Raw genomic sequence first — 20,937 nt, 5'->3', positions numbered from 1 at the left:
GGCCCGGTAGGGTAACCTACTACTTCTGGTTAACGGAAGAGGCCCTGGACTTATTAATAGATTTGCATTAAGGCCGCTGGAATGCGCCCTGAGGGTCCCGCGGCGGTATTACAGGCTCCTAGACGGGACCAGGACTGTGCACCTCGGACCACAGCTCCTGGGCTCCCCAAAGGAAATTATAACGCACTTGCCGAGGCTCTCAACGTCTATGATCACCCCGCCCTCGCGCCTGCCAACTAAGATGACCCCGGCCGAGGCCAGCGCTGACCTGACGAGGTCCTCGGTCAGGGTCCCCTTAAGCGGCTCTCTCGCCTTGAACTCAAGCCTAGCCCTGAGGCCGCTCAGCCCGAGGCCTGAGAGGGCCTCCTTAAGTTTAACAGGTATGGCGCAGGCCAGGACCGGGAGCACCCTAGCTATGAAGGCGTGATTATACATTAGAAACTGTACCGCCAGCCCCTGAGGGTCCTGGCCCGAGAGGACCTCGAAGACCCCCCTGTAGCCTGTCGCCTTAACCTTAGCCGCCGGGTCTCTTGCTACGACGGTGTCCATGATTTCCTCAAGGGCCCAGTAGTCCCTGCCAGGGAGCGATGTCGCCACTAGCCTCGGGCACTCGCTGCAGCCGAGGGACAGTACGGCCTCAGGGGGCACTCCGAGCACCTTGGGCTTCTGGCCGTGCAATATGTCCTCCCAAAGGCTATTAAGAGCCTGTGGGCCTCGTCGGCCCTCTTAGGGCCAAAGAAGTTCAGCAGGGCCTCAGAGACCTCCTCATAGCTGGCGTTGGGCCTTATAAGCCCCCACCTTGCCGCTATCCTCCTGGCGTGCGTGTCCACGGCAAACCTGGGGATCCTCCTGTAGAGCGACAGGTAGACGTCAACGGTCTTCATGCCAATGCCCCTTATTGAGAGCAGAGCCTCCCTGACCTCATTTATGTCGCCGCTCCTGAGGAACTCCTCGCCCCTCTCAAGCACGAGCCTTGCGAGCCCCCTTATCGCGTTGGCCTTCTGCCTGACCATGCCTGCCCTCCTTATCATGTCCTCAAGACCGTTGCCAATCTCGAGTATCCTCCTCGGGTCAAGTCCCGTGCCTCTCTTCAGGTTATCATAGGCGGCTATGGAGTTCCTGTCATTGGAGTTCTGACTGAGCACTATTGCCACGAGCAGGGCGAAGGGCCCGTCAGGGAGACTGTGCAACGCCGTGAAGTCCTCAGGCCTTATGGCCACGGCCTTCCTCAGCAACACATACACAGTGGCACCGTCAGCAGATATCCTGCCCTGCAGAGGCCCTCCCTGCGTCACTCTTATTAAATAAGGCTTTATGCTTAGAGCTCGGCTGAGCGGATTTGATAGAACTCATAGTTCAGCCCGTCGGCAGGGTCAGGCCTGAGGACGCCATCTACGTGGCCAGGGAGATGCCCAAGCACTTCCCAATTAGCATAAGGGTATACCCCACCATGTGGTCGCTTCAGCCGCCGGCCTCGGCCTACGAGTGGTCCAGGATGCAGTACAGGGCCTTTGATATAAATGAGTGGCTGAGCAGGAGCCTGGGCCCCCTCCTAAAGGGGGGAAGGTTAGCCCTAGGCCTAGTGGGGGCCGACGCGTTCGTCAGCGGCCTGAACTTTGTCTTTGGCCTCGCCGACCCGGAGCTCAGGGTGGCAACTGTCTACACTGCTAGGCTTGAGGACAATGATAATGGTAGGTTCCTCTCAAGGCTCCTCAAGGAGTCCATACACGAGGTCGGCCACCTGTTAGGCCTTGAGCACTGCCCCAACAGGGCGTGCGTGATGTCATTCAGTAACGACGTTGAAGATGTCGACCTGAAGAGCCCCGACTTCTGCGACTCCTGCAAGCTGAAGCTCATCAGGGCATACAGTGACAAGGACCTCGTGCCTTGACGGAGCCGTCCTCCGCGGTCCTCGAGCTTAAATGTCAACGACGAAGCGGAGCTTCCAGCAGCCGTCCTCCTGCACGAACTCCATCTGAGAGTAGGTCATGGCCTTCACTATGATCCTCTGCTCGTGCCTAGAGGGGTCGAACCTCTCCCCCCATACCCTGGCGACCAACCTCGTGCCGTCGTCGCTCAGTTCGCAAACCCTGAATACGCTGAACACAAGGCCATCAGCGTCTGTCTCAACTAGGAGCTGCTCTATCCACCTGTATATAGTGTTGTAGAGGTCAAAGCCGTTGACCTCTACGTCAACGCGCGTGAGCGGCCTGACCTTTGAGGTGTCAGTCATTATCTCATACACCGCCAGGCCCGCCTGTTCGAGCGCCTCCTCCCTCGTCCTGCCCCTCGCCTCTATGAGCACGTCAGCGGTGTGGTCAAGGAAGCTGTAGCCGGGCACTCCAAGACCCCCACCTGCCTCAGGCTTTTTACTTCGGGTAAGATGTAAAAGCTTTGAGGAGTCACCCCCATGTCCGAGACCCTTAACATAGTCGGCGCTGGGCCCGCCGGGGCCGCGGCCGCCTACGCAGCCCAAAAGTTTGGCATCAGTGCAGTTGTCTACGAGGCCAACCCAAGGCCTGCGGTGAAGCCGTGCGGCAGGGGGGTGCCCACGATCTCCGACATGCCGTTCGAGATCCCAAGAGAGAGAATTATAGCGAGGATAAGGGGGGCCGTACTCTATGTCGACGGCATAAAGTCGGTCGAAGTTAGGGGCTCCGTAAACGGCTACATAGTTGACAAGGAGGGCATGATAAGGGACATTATAGAGTCGTCGGGCGGCGAGCTTGTGACCTCAGCGCCCTACAACCCCTCCAACGGCACCGTGAGGGTGGGGGGCGAGGTAAGGGACCTTAAGTCAGGCCTCCTGGCCGGGGGCGTCGCTTTCTACAGCGGCGAGAAGATACAGGGGGTTCAGGCAATAGTTAGGGCGCCCAGGCTTGATAGCATGGACTACCTCTACATAGACTTTGACACCAAGCTAGTTGGATATTATTGGATCTTCCCGGCGGAGGAGGGGGTCGAGATAGGGGTCGGCGGCTTCGCCGACCCAGCTTCTCTGAGAGGACTGCTGGACCGCTTCATAGAGGCACGTAGGGACCTCCTGGGTAACGGTCACGTGCTAAGCGTCGCCGGGGCGCCCATAGCGGTAGGAGGTCTCTCGCTGGGCTCCATCAGGGGCCTCCACAAGGTCGGTGAAGCCGCTGGCTTCGTACTTCCCCTAACGGGCGAGGGCATAAGGCCCTCAGCTATATCAGGCTACGAGGCCGCGAGGGCCTACCTAATGGGTCAGGACGTGAGCGAGACCCTCCGCTCGCTCAAGGTAAGCAGGGCGATAAGGGTGCACAGCTCCATACTCTCAGCTCTGAGGAGGCTAAGCCCTGAGGACAGGAGGAGGTTCATGCTTGAGATACCTGCGGCCGTTCACGAGGAGGTGGCGCTCGGCACCATGGACATGGGCAGGATAGTGAGGGCGCTCGCGGCCAAGCCGCTGCTGGCGGCCAAGCTAATGAAGTACATCTCCCTTAGATGAGAGCCGTTTTTAGTCCTGCCACGACTAAAGTTTATGATGCGCCTTGAGGAAGCAGCAGACGCCAACGGTTGACGAGAGGGACCTGCAGCTGATAAAGTTCCTTGAGGAGGAAGGCAGAATGCCGTGGAGCGAGATAGCCTCAAAGATGAACGTAAGCGAGGCGACGGTTTACCTGAGAGTGAAGAGACTCTTAAACGAGGGTGTCATAAGGGGCTTCACAGTGAGGACTGACCCCTCAAAGCTGGGCCTTGACGCCACCGCCTTCCTTCTAGTCAGGGTGAGGGCTGACAGCATAGCAAAGGCGAGGGAGATGCTCAGGGGGCTCTACTTTGTTATCGAGGCCTATGAGACCACGGGGCCCTACAACTTCCTCGTTAAGGTCCTGGCCCCCTCCCAGAGGGAGCTCTCATCAGCCATAGAGGCCATAGCCTCAACCCCAGGGGTTGTCGAGGTCTCCTCCATACTGGCCCTAAGCGAGGTCAAGCAGTCTTTCAGCATAAGCAGCGTCTACGAGAGGTGGCTAAGCGCTAAAAGCTGAGAGGATTACTGTGCGCGCGGGTTGAAGCAACTTGGAGGCCAAAGTAACAATCTACTTCCATCCCTCCTGCGCGACAAGTCACGAAGTGATAAGGGGCCTTATGAAGGCTGGGAGACTTCATGAGGTGAGGCTGCTCAGAATCAACTCCCTAGGAGCTGTAAACCTCGGCGTCCTGAGCGTCCCCTGGATCGTCGTCAATGGCGTGCCGGCCGCCACGGACCCTGTCACATCTGACGACGTCATCCAACTCCTTGATGGCATCAAGGTTGACCCCGGGGACGTCAGGGAGGCCTTCATGAACGCTGTCCTCCACAGCTCGCTGGCCTCAGCTGTTGCAGTGCTCCACGGTTCCATAGAGCCCGTCATAACAAGGAGCCTGGTCAACGCGGCCGTCAGGGGCCCGGCCAGCGGCGTGAGCGTTGACGAGGCGGTTAACAGGATCAGGCAGGCAGCGTTGGAGCTCTTCGAGGGGTGGAGGGACAAGCTGAGGAGGGCCCTCGCTGTTAGCTTCGTGAGAGAGCTGTACTGGGCCTCAGGCGGTAGCATCACGGCAGATGACTTGAGGCAGCTCTCAAGGCCCGAGGTAGTTGGCCTCTGGTTGCTAGGCAAGGGAAGCCTTGGGAGAGCGGCGCTGCCCTTCAACCCAAGGGGTTCAGCAGCTGAGGACCTGGAGGCCATGGCAAAGTTCGTAGCAAGGACGGCCTCAGGACTCCTTGAGAAGGTCAGGGAGGAGCAGGAGGGCATATACTCTGACAAAGAATACATGAACGTTGTTAAGTCAGCCCCTGAGGCGGCCTAGGCTCAGGACTCCAAGACCTTAAAGTCAAAGCCGTCTGACTTCAACATTTGAAGCGCCTCAGGTATAGCATCAGGATCGGGAGCCTCCACGAGGGCCTCGATGAGGGCGTAGCCTGGTGTCAGCATGGGCGAGAACCTGTCGTGCCTTATGTCTATCACGTTGAACCTGGCGTCGGCCAGCCTCCTCAGGACCCTGTCAAGGTAGCCCGGCTGGTCTGGCACTGCGCCCACTAACTTTATGAGCCTCTTGGTCCTGAAGAGCTCGTAGTTTATTATGTTGGCCAACCTGCTTAGGTCAACGTTGCCACCGCTTATTAGCGCCACCACCCTCTTTCCCTTGACGTCAACCTTGCCCTCTATGAGGGCCGCCAGCGGCGCCGCCCCAGCGCCCTCAGCCAGCGTCTTGCCCCTCTCAAGCAGGAGGAACATCGCCCTGGCAACCTCCTTATCATCTACTGTGACTATGTCGTCTACCAGTTCCCTTATCAGTTCAAACGTCAGGTGGCCAGCAGACTTGACTATCAGGCCATCCATAAGGCCTGAGGGGGCGCCCGTAATGTTCACAGGCCTGCCCTCCTTAAGGCTCATGGAGTACTTAGGCACGTAGGAGGGCTCAACCCCTATAACCTTGACTCTGCTGCCAAGCCTCTTCTTCAAAACGACCGCGTTACCCGATATGAGGCCGCCCCCGCCTATTGGTATCACAACTACGTCCGGCGGCTCCTGCATCTGCTCAAGTATCTCGAGCGATATGGTCCCCTGGCCAGCTATTACGGCTGGGTCATCATAGGGGTGTATCAGCGTGGCGCCCGTCTGCTCCGCTATCTCGTTGGCCTTCTTCATCGACTCGTCTACAACGTTGCCATGCAGCACGACCTCGGCCCCATAGGACTTAGTTGCAAGTATCTTTGACAGCGGCGCCACGACCGGCATAACTATGATAGCCTTGACGCCGAGCAGCTTGGCAGCGAAGGCAACCCCCTGGGCGTGGTTACCGGCGCTGGCGGCAACGACGCCCCTCTTGGCCTTCTCTCCCAGGGTCCATATCTTGTAGTAGGCCCCCCTTACCTTGAATGAGCCCGTCTTCTGGAGGTTCTCCAGCTTGAGGTAGACCTCGCCGCCTGTCATCGATGAGAACGTCGAGCTGAGGTCGAGCGGCGTCTCGTGTATAAGTCCCCTAAGCACGTCCCTAGCCCTTATGGAGTTCTGGTAAATATCCTCCACCAGATTACTCTCCAAGGCCTTGACACCAAGCCTACCTTGGCGTGAGAAGTATAAAAGGGGTATATAATGGAGCCTTAGGTCACATTATGAGCTACCCGCCCAAGGGCAAGGCTTTCCGCCCTCTTTGAACCCCCTTATTTATAAGTGAAGCGAGACGAACACGAGGCTCCTGTACTTTCTGATAATCTCCAGGAACTCCTCAATTCCAAGCTCGCTCACGCCGTTGGCGCTGTAGTCACCCCTGAGCATTATCTCGGCCAGCCTCATCTGCCACCTGTTGCCGACAACCGTATACTTAGCAATCCCTGACTCGGTCCTCATGTAGTGGAGAAGCAGCGGGATGGCCATGAAGTCCCAGAAGTACTCTGGGACCTGTGAGAGGAGCCTGTCAACCTCCTCCTGGTTGAACTCGTGAAGGGTCCCGTCGGTGAGCTCTATAAATGGGGTCCCCTTGAGCTCCCTGAGACTCAGCTGCCTCGTGGGCCACGAGGCCTGGAGCTTCCTGACCTCCTCCCTGTAAATGTTAACTACGTGCTTCGCCGGACTCTCCTCGCCGCTCACATCAGGCCCTCCTGTGATAGACTGCGTAGACCATGGCGTGGTCCTTGTCGAATGGGTCCAGGTGCACCACGTCCCTTATCTCAAAGCCCTCCTCGACCAGGGTCCTCATCTCCTTGAGGTAGATGTCGCTGGGCTCACTCGTCACGTCTATGCTTCTGGCCTTTATGGCCAGGAGCAGGTAGCCGCCGTCCTTCAGGAAGAGCCTCGCGTTCCTCGCAACTATGCTAGCCTGGTCAGGCTGTGCCACGTCTGCGTACAGGCCCATGGTTGTGCCTACCAGATGCCTGTACCTGACGGGCTCCCTGGCGTCAGCCAGTATTGGCAGTATGTTCTTCCTCTCTGGCACTATCTGAAGCAGGTCCCTTATGACCCTTGGGGAGAACTCAACGCCGTAAATCACGCCCTTTGGGCCTATTATGTCGCTTATGTGGCTAGCGGTCGTGCCGCTGGCTATACCAAGGTATAGTATTGAGTCACCCTCCTTAACTGGGAGCTCCTCAAGCCCCTTCAGCAGCGCCGCGGCAAGCTTGCTGCGATAAACATTCCACTCCCTGTACTCGACGCCCTCGTAGGTGTAGAGATGCTCCCCGTAGACCCTCTGACCTGGCACCAGGTTCTTGGTGGCGAGCCTCAGGCTCCCGTCATCAAACTCGACAACGTAGACGCCCTTCCACAGGTCATGTTCGTAAACCTTCACTTATATCACCTCCCTCTGCCCCTGTGCCTGCCCTCCCTCTCCCTGCCTCCCCTCCTTGGAGGCGCCCGGAACCTCTGCTGAGGCTGCTGGGCAGCCTTCTTCTTCGGCGGCGCGGCGTAAATCTTCTTTATCTCATCTATCCTCTCCCTCAGCTCGGCGTTGAGCCTGTCGCCCACGAACCTGCCGCTGAATGCGTCAACCTTAGCAGCTATGGCAAGCTTGGCGGCGAGCGCCCTGGCTATCTTACCCCTCTGCCACTTGGGGGCCCTGAAGATCTCAGGGTACTGGAATATTATGCCATGCTTGGGGGGCCTGCCGCCTGTCCTCAGCGCCCTGAAGAGGGCCTTCTCTGCCCCCAGCACCTGTATAGTGCTTGCCGGCATGGTGGCTAGCCTGTCAAGGCCACCCGCCAGGCTTATGAGCCTCGCCCCCAGCAGGGGGCCCACGAGCTCCGTGATGTTCGGAGCCACCTCTTTCATTATCCTGTTCACGTAGCCCTCCAGCTGGTCCCTCAGCTCGTAGAGCTGAAGTATTATGCTGGCAAAGGTCCTTATGGCCTCAAGGTCGTGTTCTGAGATGTCAGCTCCCAGGCTTCTCTTAGAGGCGTCGAGTATCTTCCCGGCCAGCTGCTCTGGCACGCCAAGCTCCTTCAGGCTGCTCTCAGAGAAGTTCTCCCTGCTGCCTAGGCTTGCGACCAGCTTAACGTAGAGCCTGTGGTCCTCAACTATGTCATTAAGTTCAGGGAAGTGAACGCTGTACCACTCCCTCAGCCTGTTGACGAACAGATTCACGGTCTTATCTATGTCGTCAATGGTCCTTATCGAGTGCGCCGCCAACATGTCACGCTTCTTCGCAGCCCCCATGAGGCCCCTTCTGGTAAACTCATAGGTCACGCTGAGCTCAAAGGGGAGGACCTCCTCCTCGCTCTTGACAAGCCCCGACTCTAACAGGAGCTGAGGGAGCCTTGACCTCACCGACACCGCCACGGTGTTGCCCTCGGCAGCTGAAGCCTTGAGGCCCTGCTGGCTCAGGTACTTGGCCTCCTCCTCGCTCTCAACCACCACCTCCTCTGGGCTCATCTGCTTCAGCTTCTCAGCGAGCTTAGCAAACGTCTCGTGAACCTCGCCGCTCGATATCTTCATTACGCAAGCCATGAGGTCGTCCAGGGATTTGGGGGCAGGCTCGAAGGCCACCTCCCTGCCAGCCTCGTCAAGGGCGTGGCTGCCTGCAATCGTGTCAACTACGTAAATTTTCAAGCCTTTCACCGCGTCTGGGTAGAGTGTAAGCTAAGGGAAATTATAACCTTAAGCGGTCGCCGAAGGGACTTAGGCGAAAATCCTTTTAAGCTGACGGCGATTAGAGTGAGGCGGTGAGCGTCGCTTGCCAACGCACGGGTCAATGACTAAGGCGGGCAAGGTCAGAAAGGCCACACCTAAGATAGAGCCCAAGCACAAGAAGAACGAGCCTCCACGCATGAAGAACAGGGTAGAGTTTGTCTTGAGGGTACTCAAGGCCTCGCAGAAGAAGGCCGCCCCTAGGGCGGCTAGATGAGAAAGCTCAAGGGTCGCTTCAAGACATATGTTAACCTTCACTGGACCTATAGCGTAACGCTCTCTACCTACATTATTTTGGCGCGCCGGCTTCGCCTCTGCCAATATAGCCTCGACGGCACACGAATAGTCATCAAAATCTTAAGCCATTGAAACGGGAAATTGAATTCCAGAAGAGCCTAAACCGCCCCCATGAAGGCTTTATCCTTAAAGCTACATAAATTGTCGACGCTCAGCCTCAGACGCCTTATGCCGTAAGGTTGGCGCGACAGCCATCCTCAAACCTTCTTTAGAAGCTGGCCGAGCCCAGGCGGTTCTTTATTTACTCTTACCCTCCACCACACCTGCGGTGGGCAACATTACCTCAAGGCCTGTGGAAGCTTACCATGGCTACGTGGGTGAGGTAGCCAGGCGACTCGTGGAGGCCTCAGCCAAGCCGGGTGACCTGGTTGAGATAACGAGGCCAGACGGCTCCAGTTTCATTGGCATCCTTATGCCCAGAAGCGAGTTCTCAGCTGACGACATAGTTGTCATAAAGCTTGACAACGGCTATAACGTGGGTATAAGGCTCTCCGGGGGCGCCTCGCTCAGGGTCCTTAGTTCTGGTGAGCTAACGGCGCACCCAGGCGAGCCGGTAAGCCTTGCCGAGGGTGAGGTGAGGCCGCCAAGCGAGAGGGTGCTCATACTCGGTACTGGCGGCACCATAGCGAGCAGGGTGGACTACGAGACCGGGGCCGTCTATCCATACATGGATCCAAAGGAGCTCTCGGCCTCGGTGCCTGAGGCCTTCAGATACGCCAACATTGACGCCATTCAGTTCATGTCAATATTCAGCGAGGACATGACGCCCCGCGCGTGGGAGGCCATAGCTGACGAGGTGGCCAAGAGCTTCAGGAAAGGCTACACTGGCGTCGTGGTCGCCCATGGCACTGACACCATGGCCTACACGGCGGCGGCGCTCTCCTTCGCCTTTCACGGAGGCCTGCCGGGCCCCGTGGCGCTGGTCGGGGCCCAGAGGAGCAGCGACAGGCCGAGCAGCGACGCTGCCTTCAACTTAACAGCAGCTGTGCTGGTTGCAGCAAGGGCTCCCTTTGGAGAGGTCGCAGTGGTAATGCACGGCGAGACAGGCGACACGTACGCCCTGGCCCACAGGGGCACTAAGGTGAGGAAGATGCACACGAGCAGGAGGGACGCCTTCCAGAGCATAAACGACCTGCCGCTCGCCAAGGTGTGGCCGTATGAGGGCAAGATAGAGGTCCTCAAGGGGAGCTACCGCCCGCGCGGCGAGCTGAGCCTTGAGAACGGCTTTGACGACAGGGTGGCCATGGTGAAGTTCTATCCAGGTATGACGAGTGAGGTCATAGACTTCCTCGTCGACAGGGGCTACCACGGCATCATCATAGAGGGCACAGGCTTCGGGCACATAGCCAACTCCCTCATACCCTCCGTTGAGAGGGCCGTGGAGTCAGGGGTGCCCGTGGTTATCACCAGTCAGACTCTCTTCGGCAGGGTTAACCTGAACGTCTACAGCACGGGGAGGCGCATGCTGCAGGCCGGCGTGATACCAGCTGAGGACATGCTACCGGAGACTGCGTACGTAAAGCTCTCCTGGGTGCTCCGCAGGACAAGGGACCTCAAGGAGGTCAAGACGCTAATGCTGACAAACATGGCTGGAGAGATAAACCCGAGGCATGAGCTGAGGCTGTTCCCGAGGTGGTACCATGAGCACGAGTGATGAGCTGGACTATGAGGTCCTGGGCCTCAAGGTAGGCCTTGAGATACACCAGCAGCTTAAGACGAAGAACAAGCTCTTCTGCAGCTGCCCAGCCGAGCTCGCGGAGGAGGCGAAGGAGAGCTTCGTCAGGAAGCTCAGGCCCACCAGGAGCGAGACTGGGGAGGTTGACGTTGCGGCTCTCTTCGAGTACAGGAAGGGTAAGGCCTACAGGTACGGGGCACCGAGTGGCCACTACTGCCTCGTCGAGTCTGACGAGGAGCCGCCGCACACAATAAACAGGGAGGCCGTGGCCATAGCTATAGCTGTGGCTAAGGCCTTGAAATCCACTGTAGTTGACGAGATACATGTCATGAGGAAGATAGTTATAGACGGCAGCAACACCAGCGGCTTCCAGAGGACCGCAATAGTGGCCCTCGGCGGCAAGATAACTGTCAACAACAAGGACTATGGCATCCAGACCATAGTTGTCGAGGAGGACGCCGCCAGGAAGACCGGGGAGAGCGGGGCTGAGACCAACTACATGCTCGACAGGCTGGGGATACCCCTCATAGAGATCTCGACGGCGCCCGACATGCACACGCCGTCCGAGGCCAGGGACGTGGCCCTGGCCATAGGTATGCTGCTCCGCATGACAGGTGCCGTGAGGAGGGGGCTCGGCACCATAAGGCAGGACCTCAACGTGAGCATAGTTGGAGGCGCCAAGACTGAGATCAAGGGCGTCCAGACGCTGGAGCTAATAGACAAGATAGTCAAATATGAAGCCATGAGGCAAGTGAACCTGCTAAGGATAAGGGATGAGATGGTGAGGAGGGGGATAACGAAGGACGTGATAGTCATGGAGCCCGTTGACGTGACAGAGGTCTTCAAGTCGACCAAGAGCAAGGTAATATCAAAGGCCCTCTCGTCGGGCGGCCGCGTGTTAGCTGTGAAGCTGCCGAGGATGAAGGGGCTCCTCGGCACCTACGTGCAGCCCGGCAGGAGGTTCGGCACTGAGATAGCGGACTACGTCAGGTTCTGGGCTGACGTCCAGGGCCTGTTCCACAGCGACGAGTTGCCCAGCTACGGGATAACGCAGGAGGAGGTAGAGGCCGTCTACAAGGCCCTAGGCGCTGACCCCAGCGCTGACGCGTTTGCAATGGTGGCTGAGAGGGAGGACAGGGCGCTCAAGGCTATCTCCGTGATAGTTGACAGAGTCAGGCAGGCACTCGACGGCGTCCCAGAGGAGACTAGAGCCGCTAACGAGGACGGCACAACCAAGTACATGAGGCCCAGGCCCGGCAAGGAGAGGATGTACCCTGAGACCGACATACCGCCGCTCAGGGTCACGCCTGACCTGCTGGCAGAGGCTGAGAGGCTTGTGCCTGAGCCGCCGGAGGCCAAGGTGAGGCGCTTCGTCGAGAAGTACGGGATTAGCAGAGAGCTGGCGGAGAAGGTAGTAGCAGATCCCAGGCTGCCTATTATAGAAGAGATGATAAACAGGTATAGCTCTTCAGTGACGCCAACCCTTATAGCGTCCATGTTTGTGACGTTGATGAAGGGGCTCAGGGGCAAGGGGGTTGACGTCGACTCTATCGACGAGGACAGACTCGAGGGCGTGGTCAGACTGCTGGCCCAGGGCTCCATAGCTAAGGAGGCCATAGAGCCGATACTGACTAAGATGTCGGAGGACCCAAAGATCACCGCCGAGGAGGCCGCTAGGCAGCTCGGGCTTCTCGGAATGAGCAGGGAGGAGGCCGAGAAGGTGATAGACAGGATAATAGCTGATAACATGGAGCTAGTAAAGCAGAAGGGGGAGGCCGCCTTCAGCACCCTCATGGGAAAGGCCATGGGAGTGTTGAGAGGCAAGGTTGACGGCAAGGTGGTCTCGGAGATGATAAGGTCGAAGCTGAGGCAGCTCAGCTCACGCTGACCTCCTCCCCGCCCTGAGGGGAGAGGCCTTCGCCCCCTAACCCCCATCCTTTGTGGGCCCGCAGCTTGTGTAGAGGGACGTGGCATACTCCAGCAGGTCGCCGGCGCTGCCCTCAGGGATTTCTATAATGTACTCCCCTCCCCTGAGCGCTAGCAGGGGCAGCTGCGCACCTGTGCTATCCTCGAGCAGGATCAATAGCGGCTGCCCCTCGGCGTGCCTACTAGCAACGGCCTCAAGCCTGACGGAGTTCAACATGAGCGATGGCGGATCCTTGTAGTCAACTGCCACAGCCACTCCTCTAGCCCTAACGCCCTCACCTGCCTCCCTGAGGTACCTGGGCTCCGTTGCCCCGGCGACGCAGCCGTCGACCCACTCTGAGGACTTGGTGACCCTGTAGGGTATCGGAGGCCTCTCGCGGCCTACCAGCGAGCCCACGCCCAGCGCAAGCCTCAGGGGTCCTGAAGTTGAGTCCACGGTGGCTATAGAGGGTGACGTGACAAAGACCGCGCGGCTTGAAAGCGCCCAGTCCCTGAGAGACAGCAGCTCACGGCGGCTCAGGCTGAACACCTCAGCCGTCTCAACAACGTACATGCCTGTGTCGACCCTCGGCATCCTGCTCGCCCGCTCTTCGTGTAGTCCCTGTCCTATTAACATCAACATAACGTTAGGCTCTCTAGGGAGGCTGACGCAAGCCCGTATTTACAACTGAAAGCCTCGCCCCTCAGGGCGGGGAGGAGGTCAGTTCCATGAGAACAGCGTAGTTTCCCCTTAGTCAAAGCACATCGTAACCAGAGCCCAGCGCACGGGTTAACCTTAATAGGGGTTGCCCTGCGTTAAGCTGGTTGGGCTGGTAGGAACGGGTACAAAGCTTTACCTGGCCCTTGTGGCGGCCTCAGCGCTGTTGGGATTACTCGTGTTCTCAGCAGCACTGGCGCTATCCACTTTGTACAGATGGCCCCAGGCAGTGGCACCCCTCCTGGGCGTCGCAACTGCGGTTGCCTCCTTCTTCACACTCAGGGCCGCCGCGGGCGAGGTCTGGACCTGGCTCACCGATATAATCTCCACGGCCGTCAGCCCCGGCGAGGAGGAAGAGGAGGACTACGGGGGAGAGGACGTGGACGATAATGAATATGATGATGACAGCGTGTTTCTGGTATACTATCTCATCACAAACGTGGCTAAGGAAATATACAGGCACATAAGGCAGGTCAGGCTTATAGCCTACACTGATGACTTAGTCATATTTTACCCCAACGTTGTTGACTATGGCGATGAGAACGAGGAGGAAGAGGAGGACTACAGGGGGTCTGAGCTGGAGGAGCCTGAGGAGCCTGAGGCCGAGCTTAACGGGGAGTCGCTGACCGTTAAGCTGCCAGCCCACCACTTCCACAACCTGACAAGGATAGCTAAGGGAGGCGACGGCGAGGTCGCCATAGTTAGCAGCGAGGACGAGCTGAGGAGCCTCTACCTCGTGGCTAAAGCCATAGCCGAAGCTGAGATCGATGACGAGGGCCTCGCCTCCTACAGCGCTTATAAGGCTGTCCTGAGGATGGTTAAGGAGTCAAAGCTTGAGGTGCCGCAGCGCCTCATGGACCTGATGCCCTTCGAGAGCAGGGAGCTGAGGAGAAAGGTAAGGGAGCAGGTAATGGAGGAGGGCATGATCTAACCCCTTGGGCCAGGCGCGCCCATGTACCATGGCTGCACGTACGGCGGGTAGGCCTGCGGCGGGTAGGGCGGGTAGTAGGGCTGCTGTGGCTGCATGAAAGCCCTCTCGTACTCCCTCCTCACATCCTCGTCCAGCAGGTGTAGGTAGACCTGCGTTATCCTTATGTCGCTGTGACCGAGCAACCTCTGAAGAACTGGGAGGCTCATGCCCCTCCTCAGGGCCTCCGTGGCAAAGGTGTGCCTCAGCACGTGGGGCCTGACCCTACTCACGTCGATGCCCGCCCTCCTCGCCATCGACTTGACCCTGTCGTAGATGGCCTGGTAGCTGAGCTTAACAACTCTCTCGTTGGGCTGCCCGGGCGGCAGGGCTGAGAGCACAGCGCGGGCCACTTGACCCAGGACAACTGTCCTCTCCTTGCCGTACTTACCCCTCACCCTCGCCTCACCTCTGGCCAGGTCTATGTCCCCCCAGGTCAGCCCCACGACCTCCCTTGCCCTGAGGCCTGACTCAGCCATAAGCGAGACTATAAGAAGGTCGTAGAGGTCCCTGGCCTTTGACATCATGACCTCCACGTCCCTCCAGCTCAGGGCACCGCTAAACTCGCCCCTCCTGCTGGGCTCTGAGGGCAGACCTGAGACGCCGAGCCAAGAGAGGAACCTCCTCACGAATACCGAGTAGTAGTGAACCGTGGAGCTCCACCTGCCGCCTCTCGGCCCCATTGGCCCCCGGGACCTCATCGCTGTGAGCCAGGCTATGTAGTCCTCAGCTTTGACGTTCGACGCCGCCCTGTCCGCCCCGACGTATGAGAGGAAGGACTGAAGGGCGGCCCTGTACGACTTAATTGTAAGCCTTGAGGCGCCAGAGAGCTGGAGCGCGTAAATGAATGCTTCAGCCGCATCACCCAGCCTCCTTGACGTTATGTCAGAGGGCGGCTGCTGAAGTCTCTTCGCGGGCAGGCCTACCACCGCCCTGGGACTTGGTCAGCTGGCCGCGCTAGGGGTCGCGGGTCAGTGTTACGGCTGTCGCCAGGCTCTTTACAAAGGAGAGGGTTAGGGGGCGAAGGCCTCTCCCCTCAGGCGGGGAGGAGGTCAGTTTTGGTAAACCCTTGGACGCTACGCTGAGGCCCCTGTCCCCCTCAGCACCGAGTGTGCGGAAATCTGCTTACGAGCGGGCTCCTTGACAGGCCTAAGGTGAGACCGTGCTGAGGTGCCCTAGGTGCGGCTCCCAAAGGCTGGCTTGGAGCGACGAGACTGGTCACCTGGTTTGCCAGGACTGCGGAGCCATAATAGAGGACCTCATTGACGATGGGCCCCAGCCCCAGCGTGGGCAGCAGGTCCGCGTTGCCATCCCGGCTCCCCCGCTCGGCGAGCTTGAGCTAGCCCTGAGCGACGCCTCTGAGAGGGCCATCAGGAGAGGCAAGCTCGTCAGGGTTATAAACGGGGTCATAAGGCTTAGGTCGCCTGCCACTAAACATGATGAGGAGGCCTCAACAGCCCTGAGCATAATGGAGTTCTTCCCGGAGCTGAAGTCTAGGACCGAGAGGGTCAGGCTCGGTATAGCTCTCTACGCGACCCTCAGGGCAATGGGCCTCAGCTCCTCGAGGGCTATTGCTGAGGCCGCCAGGAGGTCTGGGGCCTCCCCAAGGTCTATAGAGAGCGCGGTGAGGAGGCACAGGGAGGCCTTCATAAGCTACTCTGAGCTCGTGGGGGCCGCCCTGCTCGAAGGGAGGGACCCATTAATTAAGGCCAGGACCTCCTGAGGACTGGGCTGAGCGCTTGCCGGACCCGGCCAGCGTTGCCAAGAAGATACATGTGCCCTCCTACAGCGAGGTGCTGCAGCGTATCAAGAACAGGTACCCCCACAACGTCAGCACCTATGAGAGGGAGAGGAGGTCCATAGAGCTAGTCAAGGACGTAATAGTCGGCAAGACAGAGCCCGTAGTACAGCTCAGGGCCCTACTGAGGGGGCTTCACCCGTTCTATAGGAGACTGCTCTCCATAAGCTTTGACCTTGAGCAGCTGGAGGAAGACATGGAGTGCGTCATGAAGGCCAGGGCCCTGGCCCAGAGGCTGTGGGAGAGCTACAGGTACGCACTGTTGGCAGCTGAGAGCGAGAGGGAGGCCAGGGCCATAGGCAGGGAGGCCAGGGGCAGGATGATGTCGCAGCTCAAGAAGTGCTCTAGGGGGCTGGAGAGGATAAGGGAGGCAGTGAAGTTTCTCGCAGGCCTACCTGGCATAGACGTGAGCAAGGACATAGTTATAGTGGCGGGCCCTCCAAACGCGGGCAAGTCAACGTTCATATCAACTATCTCGAGGGCAAGGCCTGAGATAGCGCCTTACCCCTTCACGACAAAGAACGTCATAGTTGGCCATGCCGATTTTGAAGGCTCAGAGGTGCAGGTGATAGACACGCCGGGCCTCCTCGACAGGGACCCCTCCGAGATGAACGAGGTTGAGCTCAGGGCCCTCGCAGCCCTTGAGGAGTTGCCTGGCGCTGTGATATTCCTAGTGGACCCGTCGCCCGAGGCGACAATGCCTATCAGCTCGCAGGTGAGCCTGCTGAATCGCGTAAGGTCAATCCTTGGCCAGGGGCGCCCAATAGTGGTTGCCATAAATAAGGTGGACTATGTCGAGCCGTACAGGGTCTCGCAGGCCGAGGATGAACTTAAGAGGGCGGGCATCAGCGAGCCCCTTAAGATATCCGCTAAGGAGAGAGCTGCATGCATGGAGGCCCTAAGGCTTGCCATAAAGGGCCTCAGCCAGAAGTCTGACAGTTGATTAAGGCTGGGAGAAAAAGGCTAGGCGAGAAAAATAGTGCCTCATATCCAGCCTCTGAGCTTCATTGCCCTGACTACCTTGTCCACTGCTATGGCCTGCGCCGCTGACCTCATGCTGTAGGCGCCACCCATGCCTCCCAGCTTGTTTTCCCAGAAGTTCCACACAGCGTTGAAGTTGTCAGCCATCTTCTGCATGAGCTTGTTCTTTGCCTCCTCCTCGGTTATCCAGCCTCCCATCCTGTTGTTGACCCACTCTATGTGGCTCATAACAACGCCACCTGAGTTAGCAAGTATGTCAGGGACTATGACGACCTGCCTCTTCACCAGCACCTGCTCGGCCTCAGGCGCCGTGGGCCCGTTGGCGCCCTCAACTATGAGCTTAGCCTTAACCTTGGGGGCATTCTCAGCTGTTATCACGTTCTCAACGGCGGCCGGGACAAGTATGTCAACGTCCGTCGTCAGGAGCTCCTCATTCGTTATCCTCCTCTCGACGTCAGGGTAGTCTATAACAAAGCCTGACCCCTTCTTAGTTATGTACTCCTTGACGGCCTCTGGGTCAAGTCCCCTGCTGCTGTATATGCCTCCCTTTATGTCTGATATGGCAACTATCTTCGCGCCCATCTCCTTCAGGAACTTGGCCGTGTAGAAGCCCACGTTGCCGAAGCCCTGCACCGCAACGGTCTTGCCCTCTATGCCTCCCCACAGCTTCTTAGCGGCAGCCTGAGTGACTGACGCCACGCCCAGGCCAGTTGAGTATATCCTGGTCTCAAGGCCGCCCAGCTCAAGGGGCTTGCCAGTCACGACGCCGAGCTCCTTGCTCCCCATCTTCATCTGATAGGCGTCAATGTACCAGGCCATGGTCTGCGGGTTCGTGTTAACGTCAGGCGCCGGTATGTCAAGGTCGACGCCGACAAAGGGGGCTATGGCTGAGAAGTAGTTCTTCGAGAGCTGCATCAGCTCGAACTGGTTTAGCTGGAACGGGTCGACCTGTATTCCTCCCTTGGCACCACCGTATGGCAGGCCGGCCAGGGAGTTCTTCCAGGTCATCCACGTAGCTAGAGCCATGACCTCGCTCAGGTTCGTCTCAGGGCTGTACCTGACGCCGCCCTTGTATGGGCCGAGGGCGCTATTGTGCTGGACCCTCCAGCCTATGAAGACCTTGATGCTGCCGTCCCTCATCATTACAGGTACCTTTACCTGCACTATCCTCTCAGGGGTAGCAAGCATCTCGTAAACTTCCTTACTCAGCCCAAGTATGCTGACAGTTACCTGGAGCTGTTTCTTGGCCTCCTCATACGGGTCAAGCCTTGAGGTCAACCCTCGCACCTCACATGTATACAGAAGTGACTCCACTAGATATATAAGCTCTTACTAAAAAAGGAATTGGGTTATTCTTATAGGCTATAAAAGAAATACAATCAAAAAAGTGGACCCTTATCCAACTGACCTCCTTCCTGTAATGAAAGTGTGCGCGTTACCCAGAGCGGCTCATTGCATTTCTCCATCGGTTCGGAGGGCGCAGGCGCGCCCGGGCCCCAGAGCGATCGGGCCGCAAACAAACACTATTTCCCTTCCCTAATTAGAGAAATCCTATTAAAAGTCTTCTCTTTAGGAAGTTTAGCGCCTATGTGATAAAGGTTTTTATAGAGAGAACGCCCTTCTCTAATATGAGAGTGGTAGCATGAGTGAGGGCAGGAGAGTCCTGATAGACGCCCGCGGTCTCGCGTGCCCTGGACCAATAACGGAGATAGTTAAGGCATACAGGAACGTGAAGAATGGTGACGTCCTAGAGATATGGGCCACTGACCCCGGCTTCAAGCCCGACGTGGAGGCCTGGATCAAGAGGACTGGGAACCAGCTGGTTGAGCTTAAGGAGGACAAGGACAAGATAGTGGCCGTCATAAAGGTCACGGCAAAAAAGTAAATTAAAAACTATTTTTTATTAAATCTCCTTCGCTACCCTCTTGACCAGCAGGTAGGCCAGCGGTATGACCGCGATGGCGAAGGCGATCGCGAGGCCCCAGCTGAACGCGTAGATTATGTTAGTTACGTTGGTGAAGGGCTGGACTATTATCGCTATGGCTATGAGCAGGAATATCAGGTAGAGGAGGAACCTGCCGTAGCCGGCGACGTCCTTGAGCTCAGGGTGAGACTTGAGCAGCTGGTCAACTACCGTGTCGGTGATGGTCAGGGTCGCAACCAGTATCACCGAGGCTATTATGATGTCATAGAAGAGGTAGGGGTTGATGAAGTGTATCCAGTAGAATATGGAGAGCTGGACCGCTATCGTTATTATTACGGCGTAGAGGCCGAACTTAAGTATGTTGAAGATGGAGGCCAGGAACGGGCTGCTGGCCCCTCCCACCTGCCTCTGGATGTAGTCCACCAGTATATTAATGAGGGCCACGCCGAGGGTCAGCAGGATTATGGCGCCGGCCAGGGACGGCAGGTAGTTGGCTATCTCCTGCATGTAGACTGTCGCCGGTCCCAGCTGCAGGATCGAGAACGCTATGGCCAGCGTGACCAGTATGATGAAGGCCTTGACGGCGCCTACGCTTAGGCCCAGGAGGCCCTTCACTTCAGGGTACTGATCAAAGTACTTCAGCGAGAGGGCCCTCCTGAGGACGGCAGCGACTCCGTAGGCCACTATGACGCCAATTATGACGATTATTATGAACTCTATTATTGACGGAAGCGAGTGGGTAAGGGTATATACGAGAGGCGAGTACCATGCCATATTAGGTCGCCTTTTCTTAAGTAAAGGCTTTGGTTTAAAAACTTAACTGTGAATACTAAAATATTCTACGACTATTCCATGTTTTCGTCTGTATGCACAGAACCTCATAGAGTTTTACCCGGTCCAGCCGCTCACACTGACGGGTAGCCTTGAGGGGCCTATACCCTTCCCAGCCTGTGGTGGGCGTCGGCTCCCTGGTCCTGAGGGGTCAGGAGGTACTCTTGGTCAGGAGAGCTGTGCCGCCTGATCAAGACAAGTGGGCTATACCGGGCGGCAAGGTTGAGCTCGGGGAGAGACTTTATGACGCTGTGAAGAGGGAGCTCGAGGAGGAGACGGGGCTCAGCTGCGAGCCCCTTGGTGTTGTAAATGTTGACGAAATAATAACCCAGAACGAAGGCGGCAGGGTCATGTTCCACTACGTCCTCGTGACTGTCCTTATGAACAGGTGCCTCGGTGCCCCCAGGGCCGCAAGCGATGCCCTTGAAGTTAGGTACTTCCCCATAGTTGAGGCTACATCAAGGAATGACGTGGCAGCCTCCACGAAAGGCTTCCTAAGGAAGCTGTCCCTGGGCATGGTGCCCGTTGAGAGGCCTATAGCCGTTGAAACTTCAAGCTCCAGGTGAGAGCCGTGCAGTGGGACAGCTTAGCGGAGCTACCAAACCTATAAGGCTAAAGTTTGTCCTGCTTACAATCTCAGCGGTCGGAGGGGTTAAGCCTATGCACAGGTGGGGCCCGCCATGGGCTTTCGTGGCCAGAGGCAGGAAGAGGGGCTGGCTGAGGCCACTTGTTCTCACGCTCCTCGCCAAGAGACCGATGAATGGAACGGAGCTCATAGAGGAAATTTACAGGTTCACGGGAAGCCTGTGGAGGCCCTCCCCGGGCAGCGTCTACCCTATGCTCTCCGAGCTCGTTGAGGAGGGTCTCATAGCGAGGAGGACCGACGGCAAGTACGAGCTGACTGAGGAGGGCATGGAGCTCGCGAAGACCCTCTACGCGCCCCTGGCCTCAGCCGTTGACCCCCTGTCGGAGCTCAGGGGCGCGCTCTCAGGCCTTGAGGAGATGGCCAACAGCTCGCCTGGGGAGCTCAGGGGCAGGCTGCAGGAGCTCAAGGACCTGAGAAGGAGGCTTGATGAGATCATTGAGAGGCTTGAGGGCCAGGGCAGGTAGCTAGCCCTTAGCCTCTATAATGAGCGGACGCAAATGCACGTGCCGGTGCCCTCTTGCTGACGGCTCCCCGCCCTGAGGGCGAGGGCTCTACGCCCACTGGGGCCTTC

The 20,937-nt window shown here is 57.9% G+C and carries 24 protein-coding genes; 13 read left to right on the top strand and 11 right to left on the bottom strand.

Going from position 1 to position 20,937, the window contains the following annotated elements; all coding sequences use genetic code 11:
* Positions 1–108: 108 nt before the first annotated feature.
* Both SE86_RS07860 and nth read right to left on the bottom strand, forming a co-directional pair.
* A complete protein-coding gene (locus SE86_RS07860; protein WP_148666815.1) occupies positions 109–648 on the bottom strand; it encodes a hypothetical protein in 540 nt (179 codons plus the stop codon).
* Entirely contained in the window at positions 597–1,244 is a 648-nt protein-coding gene (gene nth, locus SE86_RS07855; protein WP_158543163.1) for an endonuclease III, read from the bottom strand. The genes SE86_RS07860 and nth overlap by 52 nt, the downstream gene beginning before the upstream one ends.
* Before the next feature lie 95 nt (positions 1,245–1,339).
* Here nth and SE86_RS07850 point away from each other — a divergent pair, with 95 nt between their 5' ends.
* Positions 1,340–1,891 carry an archaemetzincin family Zn-dependent metalloprotease gene (locus SE86_RS07850; RefSeq protein ID WP_148666814.1) on the top strand — a complete coding sequence of 184 codons (552 nt, stop codon included), beginning with the start codon at positions 1,340–1,342 and terminating at the stop codon, positions 1,889–1,891.
* A gap of 27 nt (positions 1,892–1,918) precedes the next feature.
* On the opposite strand, the gene SE86_RS07845 is transcribed toward SE86_RS07850, so the two are convergent.
* Positions 1,919–2,341, bottom strand: coding sequence for an archease (locus SE86_RS07845; protein WP_117354989.1), 423 nt, complete (start codon positions 2,339–2,341; stop codon positions 1,919–1,921).
* 69 nt (positions 2,342–2,410) lie between these two features.
* On the opposite strand from SE86_RS07845, the gene SE86_RS07840 reads away from it, so the two are divergent.
* From SE86_RS07840 to SE86_RS07830, 3 genes are read left to right on the top strand one after another with little or no spacing between them, the layout of a single operon-like run.
* Positions 2,411–3,472: an NAD(P)/FAD-dependent oxidoreductase gene (locus tag SE86_RS07840; protein WP_117354988.1), complete on the top strand. Its 1,062-nt coding sequence runs from the start codon at positions 2,411–2,413 to the stop codon at positions 3,470–3,472.
* Positions 3,473–3,515: 43 nt separating this feature from the next.
* Positions 3,516–4,010 carry an Lrp/AsnC family transcriptional regulator gene (locus tag SE86_RS07835; protein ID WP_117354987.1) on the top strand — a complete coding sequence of 165 codons (495 nt, stop codon included), beginning with the start codon at positions 3,516–3,518 and terminating at the stop codon, positions 4,008–4,010.
* Between the two features lie 31 nt (positions 4,011–4,041).
* Positions 4,042–4,809, top strand: coding sequence for a hypothetical protein (locus SE86_RS07830; protein WP_148666813.1), 768 nt, complete (start codon positions 4,042–4,044; stop codon positions 4,807–4,809).
* A 2-nt stretch (positions 4,810–4,811) separates the two neighbouring features.
* Here the strand turns inward: SE86_RS07830 and ilvA are convergent, their stop codons facing one another.
* The 4 genes from ilvA to SE86_RS07810 form a co-directional block, all read right to left on the bottom strand.
* The gene (ilvA, locus tag SE86_RS07825; protein ID WP_211096582.1) at positions 4,812–6,047 is read right to left on the bottom strand and encodes a threonine ammonia-lyase; all 1,236 of its coding nucleotides are present in this window, start codon (positions 6,045–6,047) and stop codon (positions 4,812–4,814) included.
* Positions 6,048–6,170: 123 nt separating this feature from the next.
* Complete coding sequence (locus SE86_RS07820) at positions 6,171–6,593, bottom strand: DUF61 family protein (protein WP_158543161.1); 423 nt, start codon at positions 6,591–6,593, stop codon at positions 6,171–6,173.
* Between the two features lies 1 nt (position 6,594).
* Positions 6,595–7,290 carry a fibrillarin-like rRNA/tRNA 2'-O-methyltransferase gene (locus tag SE86_RS07815; protein ID WP_117354984.1) on the bottom strand — a complete coding sequence of 232 codons (696 nt, stop codon included), beginning with the start codon at positions 7,288–7,290 and terminating at the stop codon, positions 6,595–6,597.
* A 5-nt stretch (positions 7,291–7,295) separates the two neighbouring features.
* Positions 7,296–8,555, bottom strand: a complete 1,260-nt coding sequence (locus SE86_RS07810; protein ID WP_117354983.1) for a C/D box methylation guide ribonucleoprotein complex aNOP56 subunit — start codon at positions 8,553–8,555, stop codon at positions 7,296–7,298.
* A 115-nt stretch (positions 8,556–8,670) separates the two neighbouring features.
* Here SE86_RS07810 and SE86_RS07805 point away from each other — a divergent pair, with 115 nt between their 5' ends.
* From SE86_RS07805 to gatE, 3 genes are all read left to right on the top strand, one after another.
* A complete protein-coding gene (locus tag SE86_RS07805) occupies positions 8,671–8,841 on the top strand; it encodes a 30S ribosomal protein S30e (RefSeq protein WP_117354982.1) in 171 nt (56 codons plus the stop codon).
* Between the two features lie 372 nt (positions 8,842–9,213).
* A complete protein-coding gene (gene gatD, locus SE86_RS07800) occupies positions 9,214–10,575 on the top strand; it encodes a Glu-tRNA(Gln) amidotransferase subunit GatD (RefSeq protein ID WP_117354981.1) in 1,362 nt (453 codons plus the stop codon).
* On the top strand, positions 10,562–12,484 hold the full coding sequence (gatE, locus tag SE86_RS07795) for a Glu-tRNA(Gln) amidotransferase subunit GatE (protein WP_117354980.1): 1,923 nt from the start codon (positions 10,562–10,564) through the stop codon (positions 12,482–12,484). The genes gatD and gatE overlap by 14 nt, the downstream gene beginning before the upstream one ends.
* Before the next feature lie 36 nt (positions 12,485–12,520).
* Here gatE and SE86_RS07790 read toward each other — a convergent pair whose 3' ends face one another.
* The gene (locus tag SE86_RS07790; protein ID WP_117354979.1) at positions 12,521–13,096 is read right to left on the bottom strand and encodes a hypothetical protein; all 576 of its coding nucleotides are present in this window, start codon (positions 13,094–13,096) and stop codon (positions 12,521–12,523) included.
* Between the two features lie 211 nt (positions 13,097–13,307).
* Between SE86_RS07790 and SE86_RS07785 the strand changes: the two genes are divergently transcribed.
* Complete coding sequence (locus tag SE86_RS07785; protein ID WP_117354978.1) at positions 13,308–14,150, top strand: hypothetical protein; 843 nt, start codon at positions 13,308–13,310, stop codon at positions 14,148–14,150.
* On the opposite strand, the gene SE86_RS07780 is transcribed toward SE86_RS07785, so the two are convergent.
* Positions 14,147–15,115, bottom strand: coding sequence for a tyrosine-type recombinase/integrase (locus SE86_RS07780; protein WP_117354977.1), 969 nt, complete (start codon positions 15,113–15,115; stop codon positions 14,147–14,149). The two genes, SE86_RS07785 and SE86_RS07780, sit on opposite strands and share 4 nt — an antisense overlap.
* A 233-nt stretch (positions 15,116–15,348) precedes the next feature.
* On the opposite strand from SE86_RS07780, the gene SE86_RS07775 reads away from it, so the two are divergent.
* Together SE86_RS07775 and SE86_RS07770 are read left to right on the top strand one after the other, a co-directional pair.
* Positions 15,349–15,909 carry a TFIIB-type zinc ribbon-containing protein gene (locus SE86_RS07775; protein ID WP_117354976.1) on the top strand — a complete coding sequence of 187 codons (561 nt, stop codon included), beginning with the start codon at positions 15,349–15,351 and terminating at the stop codon, positions 15,907–15,909.
* Positions 15,910–15,925: 16 nt separating this feature from the next.
* On the top strand, positions 15,926–16,927 hold the full coding sequence (locus tag SE86_RS07770; RefSeq protein ID WP_117354975.1) for a GTPase: 1,002 nt from the start codon (positions 15,926–15,928) through the stop codon (positions 16,925–16,927).
* A gap of 41 nt (positions 16,928–16,968) precedes the next feature.
* Here the strand turns inward: SE86_RS07770 and SE86_RS07765 are convergent, their stop codons facing one another.
* Positions 16,969–18,243 (bottom strand): Glu/Leu/Phe/Val dehydrogenase, encoded by a 1,275-nt coding sequence (locus SE86_RS07765; RefSeq protein ID WP_117354974.1) that lies wholly within the window; start codon positions 18,241–18,243, stop codon positions 16,969–16,971.
* A 364-nt stretch (positions 18,244–18,607) separates the two neighbouring features.
* Between SE86_RS07765 and SE86_RS07760 the strand changes: the two genes are divergently transcribed.
* A complete protein-coding gene (locus tag SE86_RS07760) occupies positions 18,608–18,850 on the top strand; it encodes a sulfurtransferase TusA family protein (protein WP_117354973.1) in 243 nt (80 codons plus the stop codon).
* A gap of 18 nt (positions 18,851–18,868) precedes the next feature.
* On the opposite strand, the gene SE86_RS07755 is transcribed toward SE86_RS07760, so the two are convergent.
* Complete coding sequence (locus SE86_RS07755; RefSeq protein ID WP_117354972.1) at positions 18,869–19,663, bottom strand: hypothetical protein; 795 nt, start codon at positions 19,661–19,663, stop codon at positions 18,869–18,871.
* Positions 19,664–19,812: 149 nt separating this feature from the next.
* Between SE86_RS07755 and SE86_RS07750 the strand changes: the two genes are divergently transcribed.
* Complete coding sequence (locus SE86_RS07750; protein ID WP_117354971.1) at positions 19,813–20,286, top strand: NUDIX hydrolase; 474 nt, start codon at positions 19,813–19,815, stop codon at positions 20,284–20,286.
* Positions 20,287–20,380: 94 nt separating this feature from the next.
* On the top strand, positions 20,381–20,830 hold the full coding sequence (locus SE86_RS07745; protein WP_117355217.1) for a PadR family transcriptional regulator: 450 nt from the start codon (positions 20,381–20,383) through the stop codon (positions 20,828–20,830).
* The last annotated feature ends 107 nt before the right edge of the window (positions 20,831–20,937 follow it).

The organism is Acidilobus sp. 7A, from assembly GCF_003431325.1.
Classification (GTDB): Archaea; Thermoproteota; Thermoprotei_A; order Sulfolobales; family Acidilobaceae; genus Acidilobus.
Note: the sequence above shows the minus strand (reverse complement) of the source record. Positions and strands in the feature narration are given on the sequence as shown.

Excerpts from the sequence above, each read along its gene's own strand:
- SE86_RS07840 (WP_117354988.1), top strand. The coding sequence starts at position 2,411 with ATGTCCGAGACCCTTAACATAGTCGGCGCTGGGCCCGCCGGGGCCGCG.
- gatE (WP_117354980.1), top strand. The coding sequence starts at position 10,562 with ATGAGCACGAGTGATGAGCTGGACTATGAGGTCCTGGGCCTCAAGGTA.
- SE86_RS07790 (WP_117354979.1), bottom strand. The coding sequence starts at position 13,096 with ATGCCGAGGGTCGACACAGGCATGTACGTTGTTGAGACGGCTGAGGTG.
- SE86_RS07760 (WP_117354973.1), top strand. The coding sequence starts at position 18,608 with ATGAGTGAGGGCAGGAGAGTCCTGATAGACGCCCGCGGTCTCGCGTGC.
- SE86_RS07755 (WP_117354972.1), bottom strand. The coding sequence starts at position 19,663 with ATGGCATGGTACTCGCCTCTCGTATATACCCTTACCCACTCGCTTCCG.
- SE86_RS07745 (WP_117355217.1), top strand. The coding sequence starts at position 20,381 with ATGCACAGGTGGGGCCCGCCATGGGCTTTCGTGGCCAGAGGCAGGAAG.